We start from the raw sequence: 19,331 nt of genomic DNA, 5'->3' as shown, positions 1-19,331 counted from the left end.
AACAAAACATCTTTATGAAAGGAGCATAGCTATGATAAGTCTTGATATAAGTTTGGTATGGGTAATAATAAATCTGCTGGTACTGTATCTGCTCCTTAAAAAGTTTCTTTTCAAGCCAGTGTGCAAAATGATGGACGAGAGGTCTGCAAAGATACAAAGCGACCTTGACGGTGCGGCACAGGCTAAGGCGGACGCTGAAAAAATGAAAACTGACTATGAAGCTGAGATAGCCGACGCACACAGTCAGGCTGTTGAGATAACAAACAAGGCTAAAGCACAGGCAGGCAGAGAATGCGACCTTATGCTTGAAAATGCAAGAGCCGAGTCTGCTAAGATAATGAAAGAAGCTGAAAAGTCCATTGCAAACGAAAAGGAAAAGGCTATGGACGACGCAAAATACCAGATCGCAGACCTTGCTATACTGGCGGCTGCTAAGGTCATTAAGAAAAATGTGGGAGGCGACTCCGACAGAGAAACTGTTGATGAATTTCTCTCCGAGGTAGGTGCTGCCAAATGATCTTTTATCCCGAGGAAGTCTGCGGCAGAGTGCTTTTTGAGCTTTCGCCAAAGGCTGAGAGCGTAAAGGCTTCAAGAGAGCTTTTTGAAAGCTGTGACGAGCTTAAGGACGCTCTTGCAAGCCCTGCTGTGGAAATAAAGGAAAAGGAGAAAGTTATAGACAGGCTTTTTCCACAAGATATGAGAAACTTTCTCAAGGTCATGTGTCAGTGGGGTCACATGGATAACATCATGGACATTTTTGACGCATATGACGATGAAGTCCTCAAAAGCAAAAATATACTTAAAGCTGAGCTTTACTGCGTCTGCCCGCCTGAAAAGGCACAGACGGATAAAATAAAAGAAACGCTGAAAAAGAAATACGGCGTGAGCGATGTTCTGCTGGAAGTGAATACCGACGAAGCCCTTATGGGCGGCTATCGTCTTGAAGTGAACGGGGTCGAGTATGACAAGAGCGTTCAGGGTATGATAAAAGCTTTGCAGAACAGGATATCAGGGAGGTGAACGGCTTGGCAGGTTCAAGCAGAAGCGATATTATCTCGGTGCTTAAAAGTGAGATAGCTGACTTTGAGGCGAAAACTCAGGTCAACGAAACAGGCAGGATAATATCCATAAATGACGGTATCGTAAATATTTACGGTCTTAATCATGCAATGTATGGTGAGCTTGTTGAATTTGAAACAGGCGTTAAAGGAATAGTTCAGAATGTGGAGAGAAAAACTCTCGGCTGCGTTCTTCTTGGCTCTGACCATGGTCTTACAGAAGGTTCAAAGGTAGTCAGAACACAGAAAAGGGCAGGTGTTGGCGTTGGCGAAAAGCTTCTGGGCAGAGTTGTTGACGCTCTGGGCGCTCCTATCGACGGCATGGGCGAGATAGAGTATGACGATTATTACCCTATCGAACGTGAAGCCGCAGGCGTTTGCAACAGAAAGTCTGTTACAGTGCCTCTGGAAACAGGTATACTTTCTATCGACTCAATGTTCCCTATCGGCAGAGGTCAGCGTGAGCTTATCATAGGCGACCGTCAGACAGGTAAAACTTCCATTGCTCTTGATACCATTCTTAACCAAAAGGACAAGGATATGATATGCGTATATGTGGCTATCGGACAGAAAGCCTCAACAGTTGCGAAGTTCGTTGAGGATCTTAAAAAGCATGGTGCTATGGATTACACCATAGTTGTAACGGCTATGGCCAGCGACCTTGCGCCTTTGCAGTACATATGCCCATACGCAGGCACAGCAATGGCTGAATATTTCATGGATAAGGGCAAGGACGTTCTTATAGTATACGATGACCTTTCAAAGCACGCAGTTGCATACAGAGCAATGAGCCTGCTTCTGAAACGTTCTCCGGGACGTGAGGCTTATCCTGGAGATGTATTCTATCTTCATTCAAGACTTCTGGAGCGTTCATGCAGACTTGACGACGCTCACGGCGGCGGTTCTATCACTGCCCTGCCTATAATCGAAACACAGGCAGGCGACGTTTCCGCATATATCCCTACAAACGTTATTTCTATCACAGACGGACAGATCTTCCTTGAAACAGAGCTGTTCTTCTCAGGCGTAAGACCTGCTGTAAACGTTGGTCTTTCAGTATCCCGTGTAGGCGGTGCGGCACAGACCAAGATAGTAAAGAAAGTATCAGGCAATCTGCGTATCGACCTTGCCCAGTTCAGAGAAATGGAAGTGTTCACACAGTTCAGCTCTGAGCTTGATAAGACAACGCAGGAGCTTCTCGACCATGGTCACAGGCTCGTTGAGATACTTAAACAGCCGCTCTATCACCCTTATTCAATGCACGAGGAGGTAATTATCCTCTGCTGTGCACAGCACAAGCTTTTGCTTGACGTGCCTGTTAAGGAGATAAGAAAATTCACTCTCGATATGCTTTCCTACTTTGAGGCAAATCACAGCGATATAATTGCCGAGATAAACGACAAAAAGGTCATGACAGACGAGCTAGACGCAAAGATAGTTGCTGCCGCAAAGGAATTTAAGCAGGGCAGATAAAGGCTCTGCACCGAAAGGAGGCATAAGGCATGGCAGGAATGAGAGAGATAAGAGAAAGGATCGCAAGCGTAAGCGAGATCATGAAGATCACAAACGCTATGTACCTTATCTCTTCCTCAAATCTGAAAAAAGCCAAGAAAAGGCTTGAAAACACCGAGCCTTACTTTGAAAAGCTCCAATCTACCATTCACCACATACTGCTCCACACGCCTGAGTTCGAGCACAAGTATTTCGACCAGCGTGAGGAGAAAAAGCCTGAGGACAAAATGATAGGCTACATAGTGGTAACAGCCGACAAGGGTCTGGCAGGAGCTTATAACCACAACGTTTTAAAGCTTGCAGAGCAGGAAATGGCTAAGCACAAGAACACCTGCCTTTTCGTTGTGGGACAGATCGGAAGACATTATTTTTCAAGAAAGAACGTGACCATCGACGCTGAGTTCCTTTACACGGCTCAAAATCCTACCCTTTACAGGGCGAGGGCGATCGCCGAAACTATCACAGATCTTTTTGAGAGAAAATATCTTGACGAGGTTTATGTTATTTACACCAAGATGATAAATTCCATGGATATGGAGCCTGAGATGCTCAAGCTTTTTCCGCTGGAGCGTGAGGACTTTGAACACCCTCTGCAAAAGCAGGATCACGATATCGTGACGTTCAGACCAAGTCCTGAAAAGGTAATGGATCATCTTGTGCCGAACTACATGAAAGGTCTTATATTCGGCGTTTTGGTAGAGGCATTCTCCAGTGAGCAGAATGCCAGAATGACCGCCATGAGCGGTGCTACCACAAGTGCTTCGGAGATGATAAAGGAGCTGTCATTGCAGTATAACCGAGCAAGACAGGCGGCTATCACACAGGAGATAACCGAGATCGTCAGCGGAGCAAATGCTCAAAAGGACGAGAGTTAAGGCTTTCGGGAAAGGTGTTGAGATTAAAATGGAAAAAGGAAAGATCGTTGAAATAATGGGACCTGTCGTTGACGTTGAATTTGAAAACGGCAAGCTACCTATGATAAAGGACGCTCTTACTGTACAGCTTGACGGCAAGACAAAGGTCATGGAAGTGGCTCAGCAGCTTGGCAACAACACTGTCAGAGCTATCATGCTTGCTTCAAGCGACGGACTTGAAAAGGATATGGAGGTCACTGCCACAGGCGCTTGCATAAAAGTTCCTGTAGGCGACGCTACCCTGGGAAGAATGTTCAATGTCCTTGGTGAGAGCATTGACGGCGGCGAGCCTGTCAAGGCTGACGACTACTGGGAGATACACAGAGAGCCGCCAAAATTTGAAGATCAGAAGCCTGCAACAGAGATTCTTGAAACAGGCATAAAGGTAATAGACCTTCTTGCTCCATATGCAAAGGGCGGTAAAATAGGTCTGTTCGGCGGTGCAGGCGTTGGTAAAACTGTGCTTATTCAGGAGCTTATCACAAACGTTGCCACAGAGCATGGCGGATATTCCATATTCACAGGCGTTGGAGAGCGTTCAAGAGAGGGCAACGACCTCTGGCACGAAATGACAGACTCAGGCGTTATCAAAAAGACAGCCCTAGTGTTCGGTCAGATGAACGAGCCTCCTGGATCAAGAATGAGAGTTGCTCAGACAGGACTTACAATGGCTGAGTATTTCAGAGATAAGGAACATCAGGACGTACTGCTTTTCATAGACAACATATTCAGATTCGTTCAGGCAGGCTCTGAGGTATCGGCACTCCTTGGCAGAATGCCGTCAGCCGTTGGTTATCAGCCTACCCTTGCAAACGAAATGGGCGCTTTGCAGGAGCGTATCGCTTCCACAAAGCAAGGCTCTATCACATCTGTTCAGGCTGTATACGTCCCTGCGGACGACCTGACAGACCCAGCCCCTGCTATCACGTTCTCACATCTTGACGCAACAACAGTGCTTTCAAGAAAGATAGTTGAACAGGGTATCTATCCTGCCGTTGACCCACTGGAGTCAACTTCAAGAATACTTGAGCCTGACGTAGTAGGTCAGGAGCATTACGAAGTTGCAAGAAAGACTCAGGAGCTTTTGCAGAAGTACAAGGAACTTCAGGATATCATTTCTATCCTGGGCATGGAGGAGCTTGACGACGCCGACAAGACGGCTGTTTACAGAGCAAGAAAGATACAGAAATTCCTTTCACAGCCTTTCCATGTTGCAGAGAACTTCACAGGCATAGAGGGCAAATATGTTCCTCTGAAAGAAACGATCAGAGGCTTCAAGAAGATCATCGACGGCGAAATGGACGAATATCCAGAGGCTGCATTCCTTAACGCAGGCACTATCGACGATGTTATCGAAAAGGCTAAACAGCTTGAAAACGAGTGATGACCCTCACCGAAAGGAGAAGCTGAAATGGTAAAGACATTCAAGCTTGAAATACTTGCCAGCGACCACATTTTCTATTCGGGAGAATGTGACGAGCTTATATTCCCGGGTCAGGACGGCTCTTTCGGAATACTGCCTAATCACCAGCCCATGATAACCTGTCTTAACGCAGGTGAGCTGCGTTACAGAACGGGCGACCAGTGGCACTATGCGGTGGTAAGCGATGGTTTTGTGGAGATAATGCCGTCATATGTGACGCTCCTTGCGGACACTGTGGAACGCCCTGAGGAGATAGATGAAAAGCGTGCCGAAGCCGCCAAGGAGAGAGCTGAGGAGAAGCTCAGGCAGAAGCAGAGCATTTCAGAATATTATCACACGCAGGCAGCTCTTAACAAGGCTGTGGCAAGGCTTAAAATATCAAGCAAGTATAACAAGCACAAGATAAATATTTAAGTTCACAAAAAGTTTACATTAAAAGCATAGCAGGCTCTTGACAAAAGGTCAAGGGTCTGTTATAATATTAGAGCATTCGTATCTAAAGACAGTTGGCAGCAGGAAGCTGCGGAAGTCCAGCCGAGGAAAGGAATAGCAAAGTAATTATGACTTTGTATCTCTTTTGTCTTGCGACGAAAGGGATTTTTCTTTTGTTAGTTTACGGTTTGCGTAAATTAGTTCAAAGAGGTGAAATTGAAATGCCAAGCGAAAAGACATTGTCCGCTAAGAAGGAAAGAGTTGCACAGCTCGTTGAAATGCTCAAGAACTCTGCTGCAGGCGTACTCGTTGATTACAAGGGTATCACTGTTGAAGAGGATACAAAGCTCAGAAAAGAGCTGAGAGAGGCTGGCGTAAGTTATTTCGTTGAGAAGAACACTATCCTGAGATTTGCTCTTAAGGAAGCTGGTCTTGACGGTATCACAAACGTACTCGAGGGTACAACAGCTATCGCTATCTCTAACGACGACCAGACAGCTCCTGCAAGAATACTCGGTAAGTTTGCTGAGGACTGCAAGGACGAAAAGTTCTTCCTCAAGGCCGGTTACATTGGTGAGGACGTTTATGACGAGGCAGGCGTTAAGGCTCTCTCGAAGATCCCTTCAAGAGAAACTCTGCTCGCACAGCTGGTTGGTTCCCTTCAGGGTCCTATCCAGAAACTTGCCGCAACACTTCAGGCTGTTGTGGACAAGGACAACGAGGCTGCATAATTTATATGCCGCTTAACGAATGGGCTTTGACCCGAAAAATTATTTAATAAAAAGGAGATTTTTATCATGGCTTCAGAGAAGATTATGAATTTTGTAGAAGAGATCAAGAAACTTTCCGTTCTCGAGCTTTCAGAGCTTGTTGACGCTATCCAGGAAGAATTCGGTGTAACAGCTGCTGTTGCTGCTGCTCCAGCTGCTGGTGCTGCTGGCGCTGCTGCTGAGGAGAAGACAGAGTTTGACGTAGTTCTGACTTCATTCGGCGATGCTAAGATGGCTGTTATCAAGGCTGTTAAGGAGATCACAGGTCTTGGTCTTAAGGAGTCTAAGGAACTCGTTGAGAGTGCTCCTAAGGCTATCAAGGAAGGTGCTTCAAAGGCTGACGCTGAGGAGATCAAGACAAAGCTTGAGGCTGCTGGCGCTTCTGTTGAGCTCAAGTAATTCTGAGTTTGCACAAATAATTAAAGGACTTCGTAATGAAGTCCTTTTTTTGTTGAAAAAATTCATAATGAGTGAAACTGTCCCACCTTGGGCAGCGGAGTGGTTTGAATTTTTTACAAGGTTGTGTAGATGTACCGTGTGGTATGCTTTGGTTTAGAATATCTAGCCTAACAGAACTGTTATACCGCCTGACTGATTTGTCAATAGCTGAATTTGATATATACAAATAAGCATGTGATATGTATATTTATAAATAGTCGATTTTTTTTGAAAAAAAGCCTTGACAATAGAAAAAATAAATGCTATAATAATTAAGCTGAATGACACGGAACACAAACAAAACAAAAGAGTTCAGCGAAAAGAATAGTAAATGCGGCAGTGCTGGAATTGGCAGACAGGCACGTTTGAGGGGCGTGTGTCCTTGACGTACGGGTTCAAGTCCCGTTTGCCGCACCAAAGATTAAGTTCAAAGTTCGTAGGGTATTTATTCTGCGAACTTTGTGCTAATATCTAAAAAAGAAACAAACTTGCTTGATTGACCAAAGAGCATTAATGATTAATACCCTTTGGTCAGCCAAGCATACCGCTTGACCGAGTGTATGTAAAAACAATCCGTAGTCGTATTGATTTTTTTGCTTACGCTTATAATGATTTTTCCCTTTGGCGCACGAAACCTCTGCGGTGACATCCAAACAATGGGACTGCATTGTGGCAATGTCGGCACGGGGTTGACACCCTTGCTTAGTTACTTTCACAGGTAGCTCGGCTCCACAGAGCTTATACTCGCTGCGGTTGCTCTGACCAACCGTCACGGCGTAGTTGTTAGTGATTTCGCAAAGATTACAACATCATTATGTCTTATTCTGAGTCCAGCCGAAAGGTCCTAAAGCCTGACGGGGATATATTTGCATAAAAATAAGAGTGCTTCACAGTCCGCTAAACAATGAAACACTCTTGACATTATCGAAATTCTGTGTTATAATGAACGACAGAATAAATCGCATTCACTTAATGTTTTCACCGTTGCTCGAACAACTGTGATTTCAAGGTATATAGCTTCGCCAAAAGTTATATACCTAAGTGAGTGCTTTTTTAATGCGCTCACTTTTCTTATTTCCTTTTTATTATACCACATATCTCAGCATTTGTCAAGACTTTTATTAAAAAAATATGGATGAAAATAAAATTTTATAGGGGGTTGCGTCTTGAATAAGTTTGTAAACACTAAAACAGGAAAACTTTACACTGCATATTCTATCAGGGAGATAGGAGATAAATATGTTGTTGTTTTCAAAAAAGGCGGAAAGGAGTATACATATGACCGATACACCATTGATTTGATGACAGGGTGTGATTTATCAAGTTCCAACGATGTTCCAACATCCACTGGTAAACTTATTGTATATTCATATGACAAAACTTGCTACAATTGCGGAGAGAAGGCTCAAATATTGACCTATATTGTGTATACAGGCAATATTCTTGATAACTTCACATACCCTTGGGATAAAATTAAAGCTCTCAAATATCAAAACACAGAGTTACACATGATAAACGAGGATATTGAATACTATGGAGTTAAGGTACTCGGCGATGTATTCTCTTTTGATGAAATCATGGTAAACAAATATCCTAAAAGAATCTCTGTTGCATACAGCAAAACTCTAAGACGCAGCTATGCGATGAATATATGTGAGCATTGCAAAGCAATACAAGGGAAAAATTTTGTTTATAAGGATATTAATCGTTTTATCAGAGATATGACACCGCTTAATGTTTTTGATACAATATCGTTTCAAATCACAAATGATTTTTTGAAGAAGTGTAAAAATCATTATATTACTCCCTAAGTCATTAAAATACAAAAGCCTGTGAGAATTTACACTCACAGGCTTTTTTTGTCCATGGACAAAAAAATACTCAAGCCGCAGACTATGCCACGGCTTGAGCTTTAAAAAGTTAAGTTAGTCCATTACGCCAGCGTCTTCATCGTCATCATCATATGACGGAACTTGCTTATATTCTTCAGGAATATTTGATATACCAAAAGAAGGAGCTTCTGTTTTTGGGTTAGGATAAATGCCTGCGCACTGACTTATCTCAGAATTAGAATAACAAGCCATTGTGATTACAGAGTCGGCAATTTTGACAACACAAATGCCCTTATCGATATCTGCTTTTTTCAAAGCTTTCCAACACACTTGCTCAATATCTGCTTTGGTCGCTTCCTCGCTATATTTTTCACGCTTTATAGTATCGTCTTGTCCCTCTGTTTCCATGGCGTCAGTTACATCGAATGTGTATTCGCCCTCTGTATATTCACCGCCTTCAACGATAACATCAGCGTATCGACTATTCACTAACGTAAAAAGTGTCTTAGCGACTTTATTATTGCTTTTCAGCAATTCATCACTATTTTCCAAAACAGTCGAAGATGAGTCTTCATCTTCGGTATCAGAACTTGAAGAACCGCAAGACGTACAAATAGAAAACGTAACTCCTAACGCAAGTATCATAGCTAATAATTTTTTCATTTTGATCTCTCCTAATGTGATTTTTTATTTGCTTTAATTATAACATATGTCAGACATTTTGTCAACCTTTGGAAGTCATTCTCTCTTGTGTTAAAAATGAACATTCGTTCACACAATATCATTATTGTTTTTATATTTAACACATGAAATATATCCAACTTGTGGTATAATATCCATTGGATTTATAATAAATTGTCCACGGACAAAAAAGGGAGATAGCTGTAGAATAATCAATGAATTTCTATGATAAGCAAAATAATGAGATAATAAGATTTTTAATGGAGCAAAATACTATTTTACAAGAGCAAATTCGTATTTTAACAGAAAGCTCAAAGCAGAAAGATGATATTATATCAGAATTGACTACTATTATTTCATCTCAATCAGTACAAAAAACAGCCGAAGAAAACACTTTTGAAAATATTCAAACAGACACACAAATGACAGTTAAACACTTAGCTGACGAATGGTATACAAATTACGCTGAAAAAAATCATCGTGAAACAACTCGCAATTCAGAAAGATTGATTGCTAATCGGATCAATCATGATTTGGGCGAGAACAGTCTGCAAACTATTTCGACTATAACTATCCAATCATATGTTAATAAGTTATCTGAAAAAGGTGGTAATCTACGCACAGGAAATCCATTATCACGAAAAACTATAAAGAATTACATGACGTATCTTACGAATATTTTTTCGTATGGGGTGAAATACGGATACATAAAAGACAACCCTTGCTCAGATGTTGATATACCTAAAATCAATGGTAATGGCGAAACAATGCGTCCGAAAGAGATTAAAATCTACACCATTGATGAAGCCAAGACATTATTAAGCACATTAAAGCACGTTCAATTCAAATATCAAATATTCTTTACACTTGCTATGCTTACAGGACTACGCAGAGGTGAGATACTAGGTCTTGAATGGAACGATTTTGATTTTGATAAATGCAACGTCAGGATAAAGCGGACTTCAAATTACACGCCAATAGAGGGTATCTATACAGATGTCACTAAGACCGAAAAATCGCAACGTTTTATTAAAATACCGAAAGAACTATCAAAGCTACTGAAGCTCTACCAAAATTCTCAGCAATTTGATTTTCGGAACAGAAAAGGAAAAGGCTTAGAAATTGTCAAAACTGATAGGCTATTCACGCAGGCAAATGGCAAGCCCATGCACCCAAATACGCCTTACAAGTGGCTTGAGAGAATGTGCAAGAAAAATGGTTTACCCTTCTATGGCGTTCATACGTTCAGACATCTCAACGCCAGTCTGCAGATAAATGCTGGCATAGACGCTGTAACTGTATCAGCGACACTAGGTCACTCAACCCCAACTACAACGTTAAACATATATAGTCATTGCTTTGAGGAAAGCAAGACGAAATCAGTCGACATTGTCAATACTGCTCTTGGTGGTTTCATTTGACATCGTATCTATCAGCTCAATATTGGCAACTTGATAAAGTGCTTCCATTGCCGCCAAGTCGGTTATTGATATACCAAAAAGCTTTGACAAAACAATAAAGTGCCGTGTTATAGCTTCCGTAGATAGGCTTCGCCCGTCCTCTATGTTTTTGAGATAGCGGTCTTTAACGCCAAGCTCTTTAGCAACGTTTTCTCGGGTAAAGTGCATATCTGTACGCAATCTTATCAAATATTCTCTTCTCAACATAAAAAAAGTCCTCCTAAAATTATCCAAAAAAGGCAAAAGGGCAAATTTCAAAAATATCAAAAGCCATATATATTACTACATATTCTGAACTAAGTAATATAACAGAATTACTCTATCTGACCTTTTTTAGATATTAATACAAAGTGGGTTATAAATATGAAGGTGCAAATCAGGGACTACCCCCATAATAAAATAAAATCGGCTTATATAATAAAAATTTTCGCAAAAAGGATTGACAAATCCCGTCCGAGGTGTTATTATATAGCTGTTTGAGTTGTGAACTCCCACGAGAACACAAACCATTTGAGCAGGACCTATTGGATCTAGGTCCTGCTTTTTTTATGCAACCTTGTTTACGAGTGATGATGAAGTATGTATTGTCCGTATAATCTCCTGCTCTAGTTCGTTTGAGCTGTTTGCGCACCATGGACCTGTTAATAAGCACAGCTATGACCTTTGACACTTCTGCCCTACTCAGCCTGATGAGCGCAGAAAGGTCATTAAGCGACTGATAAAATCTTGCTATATCATTGCACATGAGTTTGCAGAATACTGCATACACATAGAAAAGCTTTGGTGACAATTCGGCAGAGTACGCCTTACGATTATTCATATAGAAATAGTTTTTGCTCAGGTCATAAGGCTTCAACGCATAGTGATATGCCCCTAAACGCCCCTCAGAGCCGTCCAAACGATATTTATGCGTAATTATACCCATTTCTTCAAGACGGCACACAGAGCGTTTTACGCTTGATACAGAGCATTTGCAGGAAGCAGCTATAGTTTCCTGCTTAATGCAAACTTCATAGCCGTTGCTGCTACGCTTGGTGTGAGAGCTGACAAGGCTATATAGTTTGCAGGCTACGGCAAAATCTGTGTAATTGCTTCTGAGGTCCGTTATAAAGCTGTTTGGTATACGCATTTCCCTTCCTCCTTTCCAATATATTTAGGCAACAAAAAAAGGACCTGAAATTCAGATCCTTAAGCATATAAATGAGTACATTCCTATCTCTGTTTATCTAAAGTATACTCTATACCTTGCGCTAAGTCAAGCATTTTATCCTTTTTTAGATACGGTTTGCAAGCCTAGTGATTGAAATACTGCTCGATGTTACGCTGCAGCAGTGTATGCTGTTCTTTAGTAATCATTCTTTTTGCTAAAGCCCGATTGATAAGCTTTTCCGCAGCATCCTTGTTTTTGTCCTCAATGAACCTGTTGTAGCAGTTTTCTGCACCCAGTTCAGACTGTCTGTTGATGATTTGCAATGCCTCAGTAAGCGGTGACGGAGCAGGACTTTCTTTCTTGGCATAGTCGGTCTTGCTTGCCTTTGATGAAGCTGCATTCTGAGCAGCGTAGCGTTTTAGTTCCAAACGTTTGTTATCCCACCGAGTCTTGTAATGACCGTCTGATGATATGTATGCGTCAAGGTTGATTTTTCCTAGTTCGGCAATGTGGTCATTATCACAAGGTATCTCGGTCCACTCACGCTCTTCGGGCTTGTCACTGAAAGGCATTTTTCTATAAATGCGGTTTTCAAAACAAATTGGCAGGACCATAGTCTGACTACCACGGCTATACGCCTGTGTCAGCCGTTGTGTTTCGGCAGGATTGTTTCGTGGCACAGCCTTATACATATAACCCTTGTTGTCTTTTATCGGAATAAATAACCTCTGCCATATGCTATCGAGGGGATATATCGTTTCATCAAGACTTCTGTGTATGAAATCCATGCCTTCAGCTATTTCAGATATGCTCTGTGCTTTAATGCCTAGCTTGTAGAAAGGGTCGAACAGCGTTCGTATGGGGTAGCAACGCTGACGTTTTGTCACAGCCGTTCCGAAAGGCAGCTCTGATAGATCTTCAGGACGAATGAGGGGTACACCGTCAACAGAACCCGACTGGTGCGACAGAAAGCTGTGCAGATCACCACTGTATGTGGTGTACTCGATCGTCCTGTCACCGAGAGCAGAGGAGAAGTACTTATTTGTATCTACATCAAGGGAATTGATGTAGATAAGATTACCGGTATTAGACCGTATCGTTTTCGCAGCATTGCCGTACTTTGTATCAAGCTGATTAAGGTCTTGCACAAAGAGGTCGAAGAGCAGGTTACGTCCTGCTCCAACTGTTATCTTTGTATCCATATCAGGAATGTTCACCATATTACCGAACTCGTCCAGTATGAAATGCACCCTCTGAGGCAGTTTCTGACCAGTGAATCTATTGGCGTAGTCAACAAGTGCATTATAACATTGATTGACGAATAGAGAGGCTATAACGTGGCGGTTTTTCTTTTCATCAGGGACAATTATTATTATCGCCATAGGGTGTTCAGGGTCGGCAAGCTCCTCAAAGTTGATTTGATTGCCTGATGTCAGGCGAGATATGCCGCTGTCTGAACCAAATATTGATATGTCTGATGACAACGTTGTGAAAATACTTGCTCGGCAGTCACCCTCTGAAAATCGGGAAGTTGCATATGAAGCCTTGGCAGCAGACCCACGGGGCAATGACTTGAAAAGGCTGTCCAGTGCATTAACACTCTGCTTTGCACCATTGACCACTTGCACCTCGTTTTCCGTTCCGAACTCAACGAACAGATTGTATATTGAATACATAGAAACATTGGCAAGGTTGCCGTCATCATAGCCTTTTTCAAGCAAGTACAGTATCATCGCAACTAAAAGCGATTTAGCCGATTCAGGCCAAATCGGCTGAGATTGTTCATCGGCTGTGAAGACCGTTGCTAACGATTGCACTTCGTCTATAGTTTTGTCGAGGTCCTCATTATTATCTCTTGCCTTTTTGTATTCATCAATGGCTTTTTGAAGCGGATTCCATAACGATGACATATTTGTATCACGCAGATTTAGGAACACTACTTTATAGCCGTTTTCCCTCAGCATAGCCGTGCAGTTTTCAGCTATCTCGCCTTTAGGGTCATTTATTACCATAGAGTGTTTAGCCTGTGACATTGCGATGTGCCTAATCATAGGCATAACGAACGTCTGACCTTTACCTGAACGAGTTGTACCAATAATTAAGCTGTGTATCGTTTCAGCGTCTATGTAGAACTTTCCGTTTTCCTTTGCAATGATGATTCCTGACTTTTTAGCCGACTTCATTTTATCACAATCAAACGAATATAAAACTTTTTCCATTTCTTTAGTATTCATAAAACGCTGCTTGCCCTTTATAGTTTTGTTTTCATTTTTGATACGCCAATGTGTTTCAGAACGCAGCGCAAGCATTATGCCTATGAAAAATGATATCATAATTACCATTGGTAACGGAAAATTATCTGTTGTAATAAAATACGTCCACTTCAAGCGGAAATATTCCACCGCTGTTATACCTTTATGCTTTGCATTTATGAACGTCAGGGATAGGTGAAAATAATTCAGGCACAAGTTTATTATAACATATATCAGACCACCAAAACCAAACGCCTTTAAAAGCCGTACCTTTATTCTGCTTTTATTCAGTTCATCAAAATCATTGTTCATTGTATTTCTCCTAATCTATTGAATAGCTATAGCCGTCCATTTCATTTACAATATTATTTTCATAGTCATATTCTTCCTGCAACTTCTTGATGTGAAAGTCATACTCGCTCATGAGTGACTTAACCGAATGCCAACATACATTCATGGCTCGTTTAGAACGAACCAAAGCTTGCTGTGCGCTGAAACTGCGGAATTTTCTCTTGTTGTTTTGCTTTCTCAGCCTTGCTTCTTCACGATTTACTGTAGTCTGAATTATCATTTTTGCAAATTCATTTCCTTTAGCCGCTGATTTTTCGAGATAATATAATCCCTTGTCACGACGTTCTGTCTTGAAGCAAAGCATACCATATGAACATTGTGCATATGGGTCATCGAAGTCAGCCGCTTTTTTCAGCCAACGTTCTGCCTTTTTCAAATCGTCCTTGTTGTTTGTTTCTTTATTCTTTTTTAGATACGCTTTTCCTAGCTTGTACATCGCATACACGTTGTTATCCTCTGCCGAACGAAGCAAATGTACCTCTGCCTTTTCGGTGTTGCCTATATCTTCATAATATTTACCCAATCGGTAGTTTGCTTTATCATAACAGCGACTGTCTTTTTTCTCTGCGATCTCGCTGAGTATCTTTATTCCATTATCAATGTTTTCTTTATCATCATAGTTATCAAGCAAAAGCTTTCCAAGCTGATAAGCAAATGTATCGTTCGATTTGCTATGCTTTTTCAGGCAGCTCTGAGCCTGAAGCAATTCATTTTTACTCAGATGTTCTTTGAACTCCTTGTATGCCATTTTTTCTTCTTTTTTAGATACGGCTTTTTCCATATCTGTAAAGTCACTTTCTTTGACATAATTTTTATCAAGTCTATATTGCAATTTTGCAAGTTCCTGCAGGAGCTTGTTTCCTGCTCGGTTATAAAAATCGTCAAGCTGATTATTTGAGTATTCAAAATAATCAGAGTTTTCGCCATAAAATCTTTTGTACTGTTCGTCTGCCATTTTCAACTTTTCAACGTATTCATCAAACTCTGCCTGAAGCTTTTCGTTACAGCTAATAATTTTATCAACACACATATCTATCCTGCGCTGATACGGACGAACTTTTACATTGTCATACTGCCACGCTGAATGTGGTGGTTTTGGTGGAAGGAGCTTCAACAGTTCTATCATTTCTTTGGACGCTACTATGGAAGAAGAAAACTCAGGTATGAGATTTTTACGCTTGAAAGCCGTAAGCTCAGGTGTCAGCTTTTTTGTCATAATTTCATTAGCAACTGTAGACTTCATTTTCTTAAATGCGTCCTGCTCTAAAAGGTCCTGCCCTTTACCTTTGTATGTTACTGTTCTATCCTCTAGGCGGTGATATTCAAGCAAAGTATAATGAACATGGATATTGTCTGTATCCTCATGAATAGCCGCATACCAATAAGTGTTTTCATTTTTTAGCTTGTTGCTTTTATCAATCAAGGAATTGATTCCTTTTCTTGCGATATCCATCAGCTTTGCTCGGTCAAGCACTTCACCTATCATCAGACCATTGTCGACTAGAAACTGATTATCGAATGACAGATAGCCCACATATTTCGGACAACCCTCAGATTTACTCTGACGCTCATAATCTCTGTAAGTATCCATTTGTTTTTCTGTGAGCATTGAGTAGTTCGTATCAAAGACGCCATTCTTATTCATGTAATCAATATAGTCTTTATTTACTGTTGCCTGCGACTTAAATGTTTTCTCTTTTTTCGGAAGAAATTTTCCGTCCCTGTTCATATAAGACATTCCGTCAAATCCTTTGGCTATTACCCACTTCTTACTCGTAGGCTGTATCATATCAAGATGAAAAACTACCGCAGGCGTTGTGTGCTTCTTTTTCAATGTATCACCCCTTTTTCTTCTTTTTTAGATACGCCGCCGTTAGCGGCGGTTTGCTTTGTCCACGGACAAACGTCGCATTCTTGCTTCGTAAGTTTCGCATGAGCCTTGCACTGCTTTGCTCACCGCTGCGCCCTCAACCATAGTATCCGCAGACGTGAAAGGAGCGTCCATGAAATTGCATTGAGAATTAACTCCGTCACGGACCTCATAACACATCTTATATATATCCTCAATACGATTATTGTACTTTGCCATTTGAATGCTGACCATTTGTATTTCTCTCAATAGATCGTCTTTGTCTTTTACTGAGTTTGCATTTGACCTGTCACCTTTTCCTGCACCAAAGTTTTCAGACATTGCGTCCTTTTTTATAAGCCCACGACGAACGCACTCTGCGTCTATCAGGTATCTTATACATTCACTCGCTGAATGTATTTCAAGGTCACTCATAAGCAGGCTGAGATTTCTCTCAGCGGTATCAGAAAACGAGAATGTTTTTAATTTTTTTGGCATTGAATTTGCACCTCCAACTATTGATTTTCAGGGGAACTTGAATGAATGAATTTTGCTCAGAACATGAACGAATAACCTCAAAGAGCATAAAGGAAGTGGGTACACTCCCTGTGTGAAAGCTCGGTAGTACCGAGCTTTAGGTGAACTTAAAATGGGGCTACTTATTCAGAAAGTTAAATAACTTAAATACCTCTTTTTAAGCAATGTTAAATAACTTAAATACTCCTTTTTCTGACAAATTAAATAACTTAAATAACTTTTTCACTTGAAAATTTCCACATTATAGGATAGACTATTTAACTTAAATAAGAAATTTCAGCTTAAAATCAGCAAAGTTAAATAACTTAAATAGCGTTTTCCCCCTAAAATCTCCTTGCAATATTTGTTATCTAAAAAAGCATGAAGATTTTTGTTCAAAAATCAACGCTTTTTTTGCTTTTCAGACAGCTCAATAAGAGTCAAAAGTTCGTTAGTTTTTAACGTATCATAGTCCACTTCATTGTATTCTGGAAGCATGAAAGTTTCTAGTGTTTCAGTTATTTTTCTAAGCTTTATGATAGTTACATACATATCCTTTATTACTTCTGTTGAAGTATCGTCAAGTTTCTTTATCTCATCTTTGACAATACTGCGGACAACATCAGGAAGAATATCAGATACAAAGCTGTCACTTGCTTCAACGTATTTTTCAATTATTTTGTTGACTAATTTGTTTCGTGACATTTCTTTTTCAGCCGCAATTTTATCGACTTTACTCATCAAATCACTAGACAAACGAATATCTGGCATAATTTTTTACACCACCTTATTCAACTTCTTCACTCTCAGACAAGCGAGTGAAATATTCATTTATGTTGCCATATTTTTTAAGAATTTTATCTGTCAGAGCATATTTTTTTATATTGAAATAATCAGGTACTATGTACATAAAAAAGCCTTGTTCATAGGAATATGGATTGAGTTCAAATGAAACCATAGTGTCAACTAGATTGCTCACTTCTTCTCCTGTCTGACTATAAGATTTAAGATATGAGTGCTTATTTTTCTTAAAAGTTATCTGTATTTTTGTATAAGATTTATCGAAAAACTGACACTCGATTATATCTTCATAACGCACGGTCAATACCTTTTTAGGCGTTGCCCCGACAGAATAATACGTCAGCACCATGTCATTCTCTGTAGCTTGTATCATGAGATTATGAGTGCCTATTTTCTTTGTTATCCCTTTAAGAAGTATCACTGTTGCGCATAAAAAAATCACTGCAACAAGTAATAAATATGTGTCGATAAAATTCAGAAACGGCAGACAGTAAAGGACTAAAAAAGCCATGCTAATGCCAAAGCACACGATAACTTTCTTTCGTGCGCCATTGGTATTTGTTGTTCTTTGCGCTACCATTTCTTTGAATCTTTCCATGTACTCAGGCGCAGGATACTGATAAATATATTCGTCATTCATTGTATTTCTCCTTTAATTTACTGTCACCATACAGCTTGCTGTTATGGCACTGTTGTCTGCAACACGGACAGTTATTATAGCCTTTCCACTGCTTATTCCATGCACATTTCCGTTGCTGTCTACCTCCGCAATATCAGGTCTGTTACTTTGCCAAATCACTGATTTATTCACAGCATTTGACGGACCTACAACTGCTTTAAGCTGTGCCGTTGAACCTACGTTTATCTTAACATCATTGTACTCATAGATTGTTTCTATCTTTAAAGAACGTGCTTTTATGACCGCTGTTGTAGTTGTTGCAGGCGGTTGATATGGTGGCTCTGTCTGTGCAGGCTCATCATGATAGTATGGCTGTGTTTCAGTATATGTATTGTCATTATGATAGTTATCGTTACCGCCACTTGGCTGTGCTTGTGTATCCTGCCAATCGTGATTATCTTGTGGATTTACGTCAACTTTTTTAGTCGATGTCACTGTAGATGTTGTGACCTTTTCAGTTTTCTTTTTGTCAGACTTGCTCTCTGATATACTATCTGTGGTTGATGAACTTTCACTGCGCTTATCCTCTTTTTTATCATTTTTCAAATCTGATTTAATATCCTTTTTGGCTTCTGTAGTTGTAATTTTTTCAGATGTACTATCTGTCTGTTCTTCAATAACAATGCTCATATCGTCCTGATTATCGTCCTTGCTGTCTATCACTCTGACGTCCTTTTTGTCAAACATAAAATACTGTTCTTTGACTATCTCATCATGGTGTTGCCCCTTTATTACATCACCAAATTCGTCAACTGTGTCAGGCTCGTCATAGGCAGCGATCGTACACTTTAACTCGAGGTAAACGTAGTCATATCCCGAAGGAATATCGGATACTGTTATTATCTCTGTAAGGTCATTTTTCTGTGAAACAGTATACTTTTTCAGCATATCTTCTGTATGATATTTGCCATTGTCATCATAGTATCTCAGCGTGTAGTTGCTTATCTCAGGCTTTGAACTTATGCTACCTGAATAGTTGCTTTCCTCTTTTGCCGACAATGCAAAGTAAAGCTCTTTTTTATCTTTAAGATACGTTGCATTTGATATTTTTATATGATAACTACCCATTGCAACTATGCTGTTGTAGTCTACAGTATGGCGCACATAGCGCATAGATTGCACCATAGGTATGATTATAATAACTGCCATAATAGCTATTGAAATGCTCAGAAATGCTATATAAATGGCGTTGTTTCGCTTAATCTTATCCATA

The 19,331-nt window shown here is 40.5% G+C and carries 19 protein-coding genes, 1 tRNA gene and 1 other annotated feature; of the genes, 11 read left to right on the top strand and 9 right to left on the bottom strand.

The window, feature by feature from the left end; translation table 11 throughout:
• The first annotated feature begins 31 nt into the window (after positions 1-31).
• The 10 genes from atpF to AB5627_RS02790 all read left to right on the top strand — a co-directional run bounded on the left by atpF (position 32) and on the right by AB5627_RS02790 (position 8,358).
• Positions 32-517, top strand: coding sequence for a F0F1 ATP synthase subunit B (gene atpF, locus AB5627_RS02835; protein WP_022288194.1), 486 nt, complete (start codon positions 32-34; stop codon positions 515-517).
• On the top strand, positions 514-1,020 hold the full coding sequence (atpH, locus tag AB5627_RS02830; protein ID WP_022288195.1) for an ATP synthase F1 subunit delta: 507 nt from the start codon (positions 514-516) through the stop codon (positions 1,018-1,020). Before atpF ends, atpH begins: the two co-directional genes overlap by 4 nt.
• Positions 1,017-2,531 carry a F0F1 ATP synthase subunit alpha gene (atpA, locus tag AB5627_RS02825; RefSeq protein ID WP_333635006.1) on the top strand — a complete coding sequence of 505 codons (1,515 nt, stop codon included), beginning with the start codon at positions 1,017-1,019 and terminating at the stop codon, positions 2,529-2,531. Before atpH ends, atpA begins: the two co-directional genes overlap by 4 nt.
• Positions 2,532-2,560: 29 nt before the next feature.
• Positions 2,561-3,445: an ATP synthase F1 subunit gamma gene (atpG, locus tag AB5627_RS02820; protein ID WP_022288197.1), complete on the top strand. Its 885-nt coding sequence runs from the start codon at positions 2,561-2,563 to the stop codon at positions 3,443-3,445.
• Positions 3,446-3,473: 28 nt separating this feature from the next.
• Entirely contained in the window at positions 3,474-4,868 is a 1,395-nt protein-coding gene (gene atpD / locus AB5627_RS02815) for a F0F1 ATP synthase subunit beta (protein WP_022288198.1), read from the top strand.
• 27 nt (positions 4,869-4,895) lie between these two features.
• Positions 4,896-5,321, top strand: coding sequence for a F0F1 ATP synthase subunit epsilon (locus AB5627_RS02810; protein WP_022288199.1), 426 nt, complete (start codon positions 4,896-4,898; stop codon positions 5,319-5,321).
• Between the two features lie 64 nt (positions 5,322-5,385).
• Positions 5,386-5,519, top strand: a sequence feature (ribosomal protein L10 leader region).
• 41 nt (positions 5,520-5,560) lie between these two features.
• Complete coding sequence (gene rplJ / locus AB5627_RS02805; protein ID WP_022288200.1) at positions 5,561-6,070, top strand: 50S ribosomal protein L10; 510 nt, start codon at positions 5,561-5,563, stop codon at positions 6,068-6,070.
• A 66-nt stretch (positions 6,071-6,136) separates the two neighbouring features.
• A complete protein-coding gene (gene rplL, locus AB5627_RS02800; protein ID WP_022288201.1) occupies positions 6,137-6,508 on the top strand; it encodes a 50S ribosomal protein L7/L12 in 372 nt (123 codons plus the stop codon).
• 372 nt (positions 6,509-6,880) lie between these two features.
• A tRNA-Leu gene (locus AB5627_RS02795) sits at positions 6,881-6,964 on the top strand.
• Between the two features lie 749 nt (positions 6,965-7,713).
• Entirely contained in the window at positions 7,714-8,358 is a 645-nt protein-coding gene (locus AB5627_RS02790; RefSeq protein ID WP_333635007.1) for a hypothetical protein, read from the top strand.
• 114 nt (positions 8,359-8,472) lie between these two features.
• On the opposite strand, the gene AB5627_RS02785 is transcribed toward AB5627_RS02790, so the two are convergent.
• Positions 8,473-9,042, bottom strand: coding sequence for a hypothetical protein (locus tag AB5627_RS02785; RefSeq protein ID WP_022288203.1), 570 nt, complete (start codon positions 9,040-9,042; stop codon positions 8,473-8,475).
• Positions 9,043-9,275: 233 nt separating this feature from the next.
• Between AB5627_RS02785 and AB5627_RS02780 the strand changes: the two genes are divergently transcribed.
• Entirely contained in the window at positions 9,276-10,481 is a 1,206-nt protein-coding gene (locus AB5627_RS02780) for a site-specific integrase (protein WP_333635008.1), read from the top strand.
• Here AB5627_RS02780 and AB5627_RS02775 read toward each other — a convergent pair.
• The 8 genes from AB5627_RS02775 to AB5627_RS02740 all read right to left on the bottom strand — a co-directional run bounded on the left by AB5627_RS02775 (position 10,440) and on the right by AB5627_RS02740 (position 19,330).
• On the bottom strand, positions 10,440-10,727 hold the full coding sequence (locus AB5627_RS02775) for a helix-turn-helix transcriptional regulator (protein ID WP_022288205.1): 288 nt from the start codon (positions 10,725-10,727) through the stop codon (positions 10,440-10,442). The genes AB5627_RS02780 and AB5627_RS02775 overlap by 42 nt on opposite strands.
• A 169-nt stretch (positions 10,728-10,896) precedes the next feature.
• The gene (locus tag AB5627_RS02770) at positions 10,897-11,649 is read right to left on the bottom strand and encodes a helix-turn-helix domain-containing protein (protein WP_368369663.1); all 753 of its coding nucleotides are present in this window, start codon (positions 11,647-11,649) and stop codon (positions 10,897-10,899) included.
• Positions 11,650-11,813: 164 nt separating this feature from the next.
• Positions 11,814-14,234, bottom strand: a complete 2,421-nt coding sequence (locus tag AB5627_RS02765; RefSeq protein ID WP_333635009.1) for a VirD4-like conjugal transfer protein, CD1115 family — start codon at positions 14,232-14,234, stop codon at positions 11,814-11,816.
• A gap of 10 nt (positions 14,235-14,244) precedes the next feature.
• On the bottom strand, positions 14,245-16,107 hold the full coding sequence (gene mobL, locus AB5627_RS02760) for a relaxase MobL (protein ID WP_022288320.1): 1,863 nt from the start codon (positions 16,105-16,107) through the stop codon (positions 14,245-14,247).
• 39 nt (positions 16,108-16,146) lie between these two features.
• Positions 16,147-16,620 (bottom strand): hypothetical protein, encoded by a 474-nt coding sequence (locus tag AB5627_RS02755; protein ID WP_022288321.1) that lies wholly within the window; start codon positions 16,618-16,620, stop codon positions 16,147-16,149.
• Between the two features lie 420 nt (positions 16,621-17,040).
• Complete coding sequence (locus AB5627_RS02750; protein ID WP_022288322.1) at positions 17,041-17,409, bottom strand: hypothetical protein; 369 nt, start codon at positions 17,407-17,409, stop codon at positions 17,041-17,043.
• Between the two features lie 16 nt (positions 17,410-17,425).
• Positions 17,426-18,079 (bottom strand): hypothetical protein, encoded by a 654-nt coding sequence (locus AB5627_RS02745; protein WP_022288323.1) that lies wholly within the window; start codon positions 18,077-18,079, stop codon positions 17,426-17,428.
• Positions 18,080-18,091: 12 nt separating this feature from the next.
• Positions 18,092-19,330: an Ig-like domain-containing protein gene (locus tag AB5627_RS02740; RefSeq protein WP_195550914.1), complete on the bottom strand. Its 1,239-nt coding sequence runs from the start codon at positions 19,328-19,330 to the stop codon at positions 18,092-18,094.
• Position 19,331 lies beyond the last annotated feature (1 nt).

Origin of the sequence: Ruminococcus sp. RTP21198st1_G1_RTP21198_201120 (assembly GCF_040924265.1) — a bacterium.
GTDB lineage: Bacteria > Bacillota > Clostridia > Oscillospirales > Ruminococcaceae > Hominimerdicola > Hominimerdicola aceti.
The sequence above is the reverse complement of the archived record's forward strand: the minus strand, read 5'-3'. Positions and strand labels throughout refer to the sequence as shown.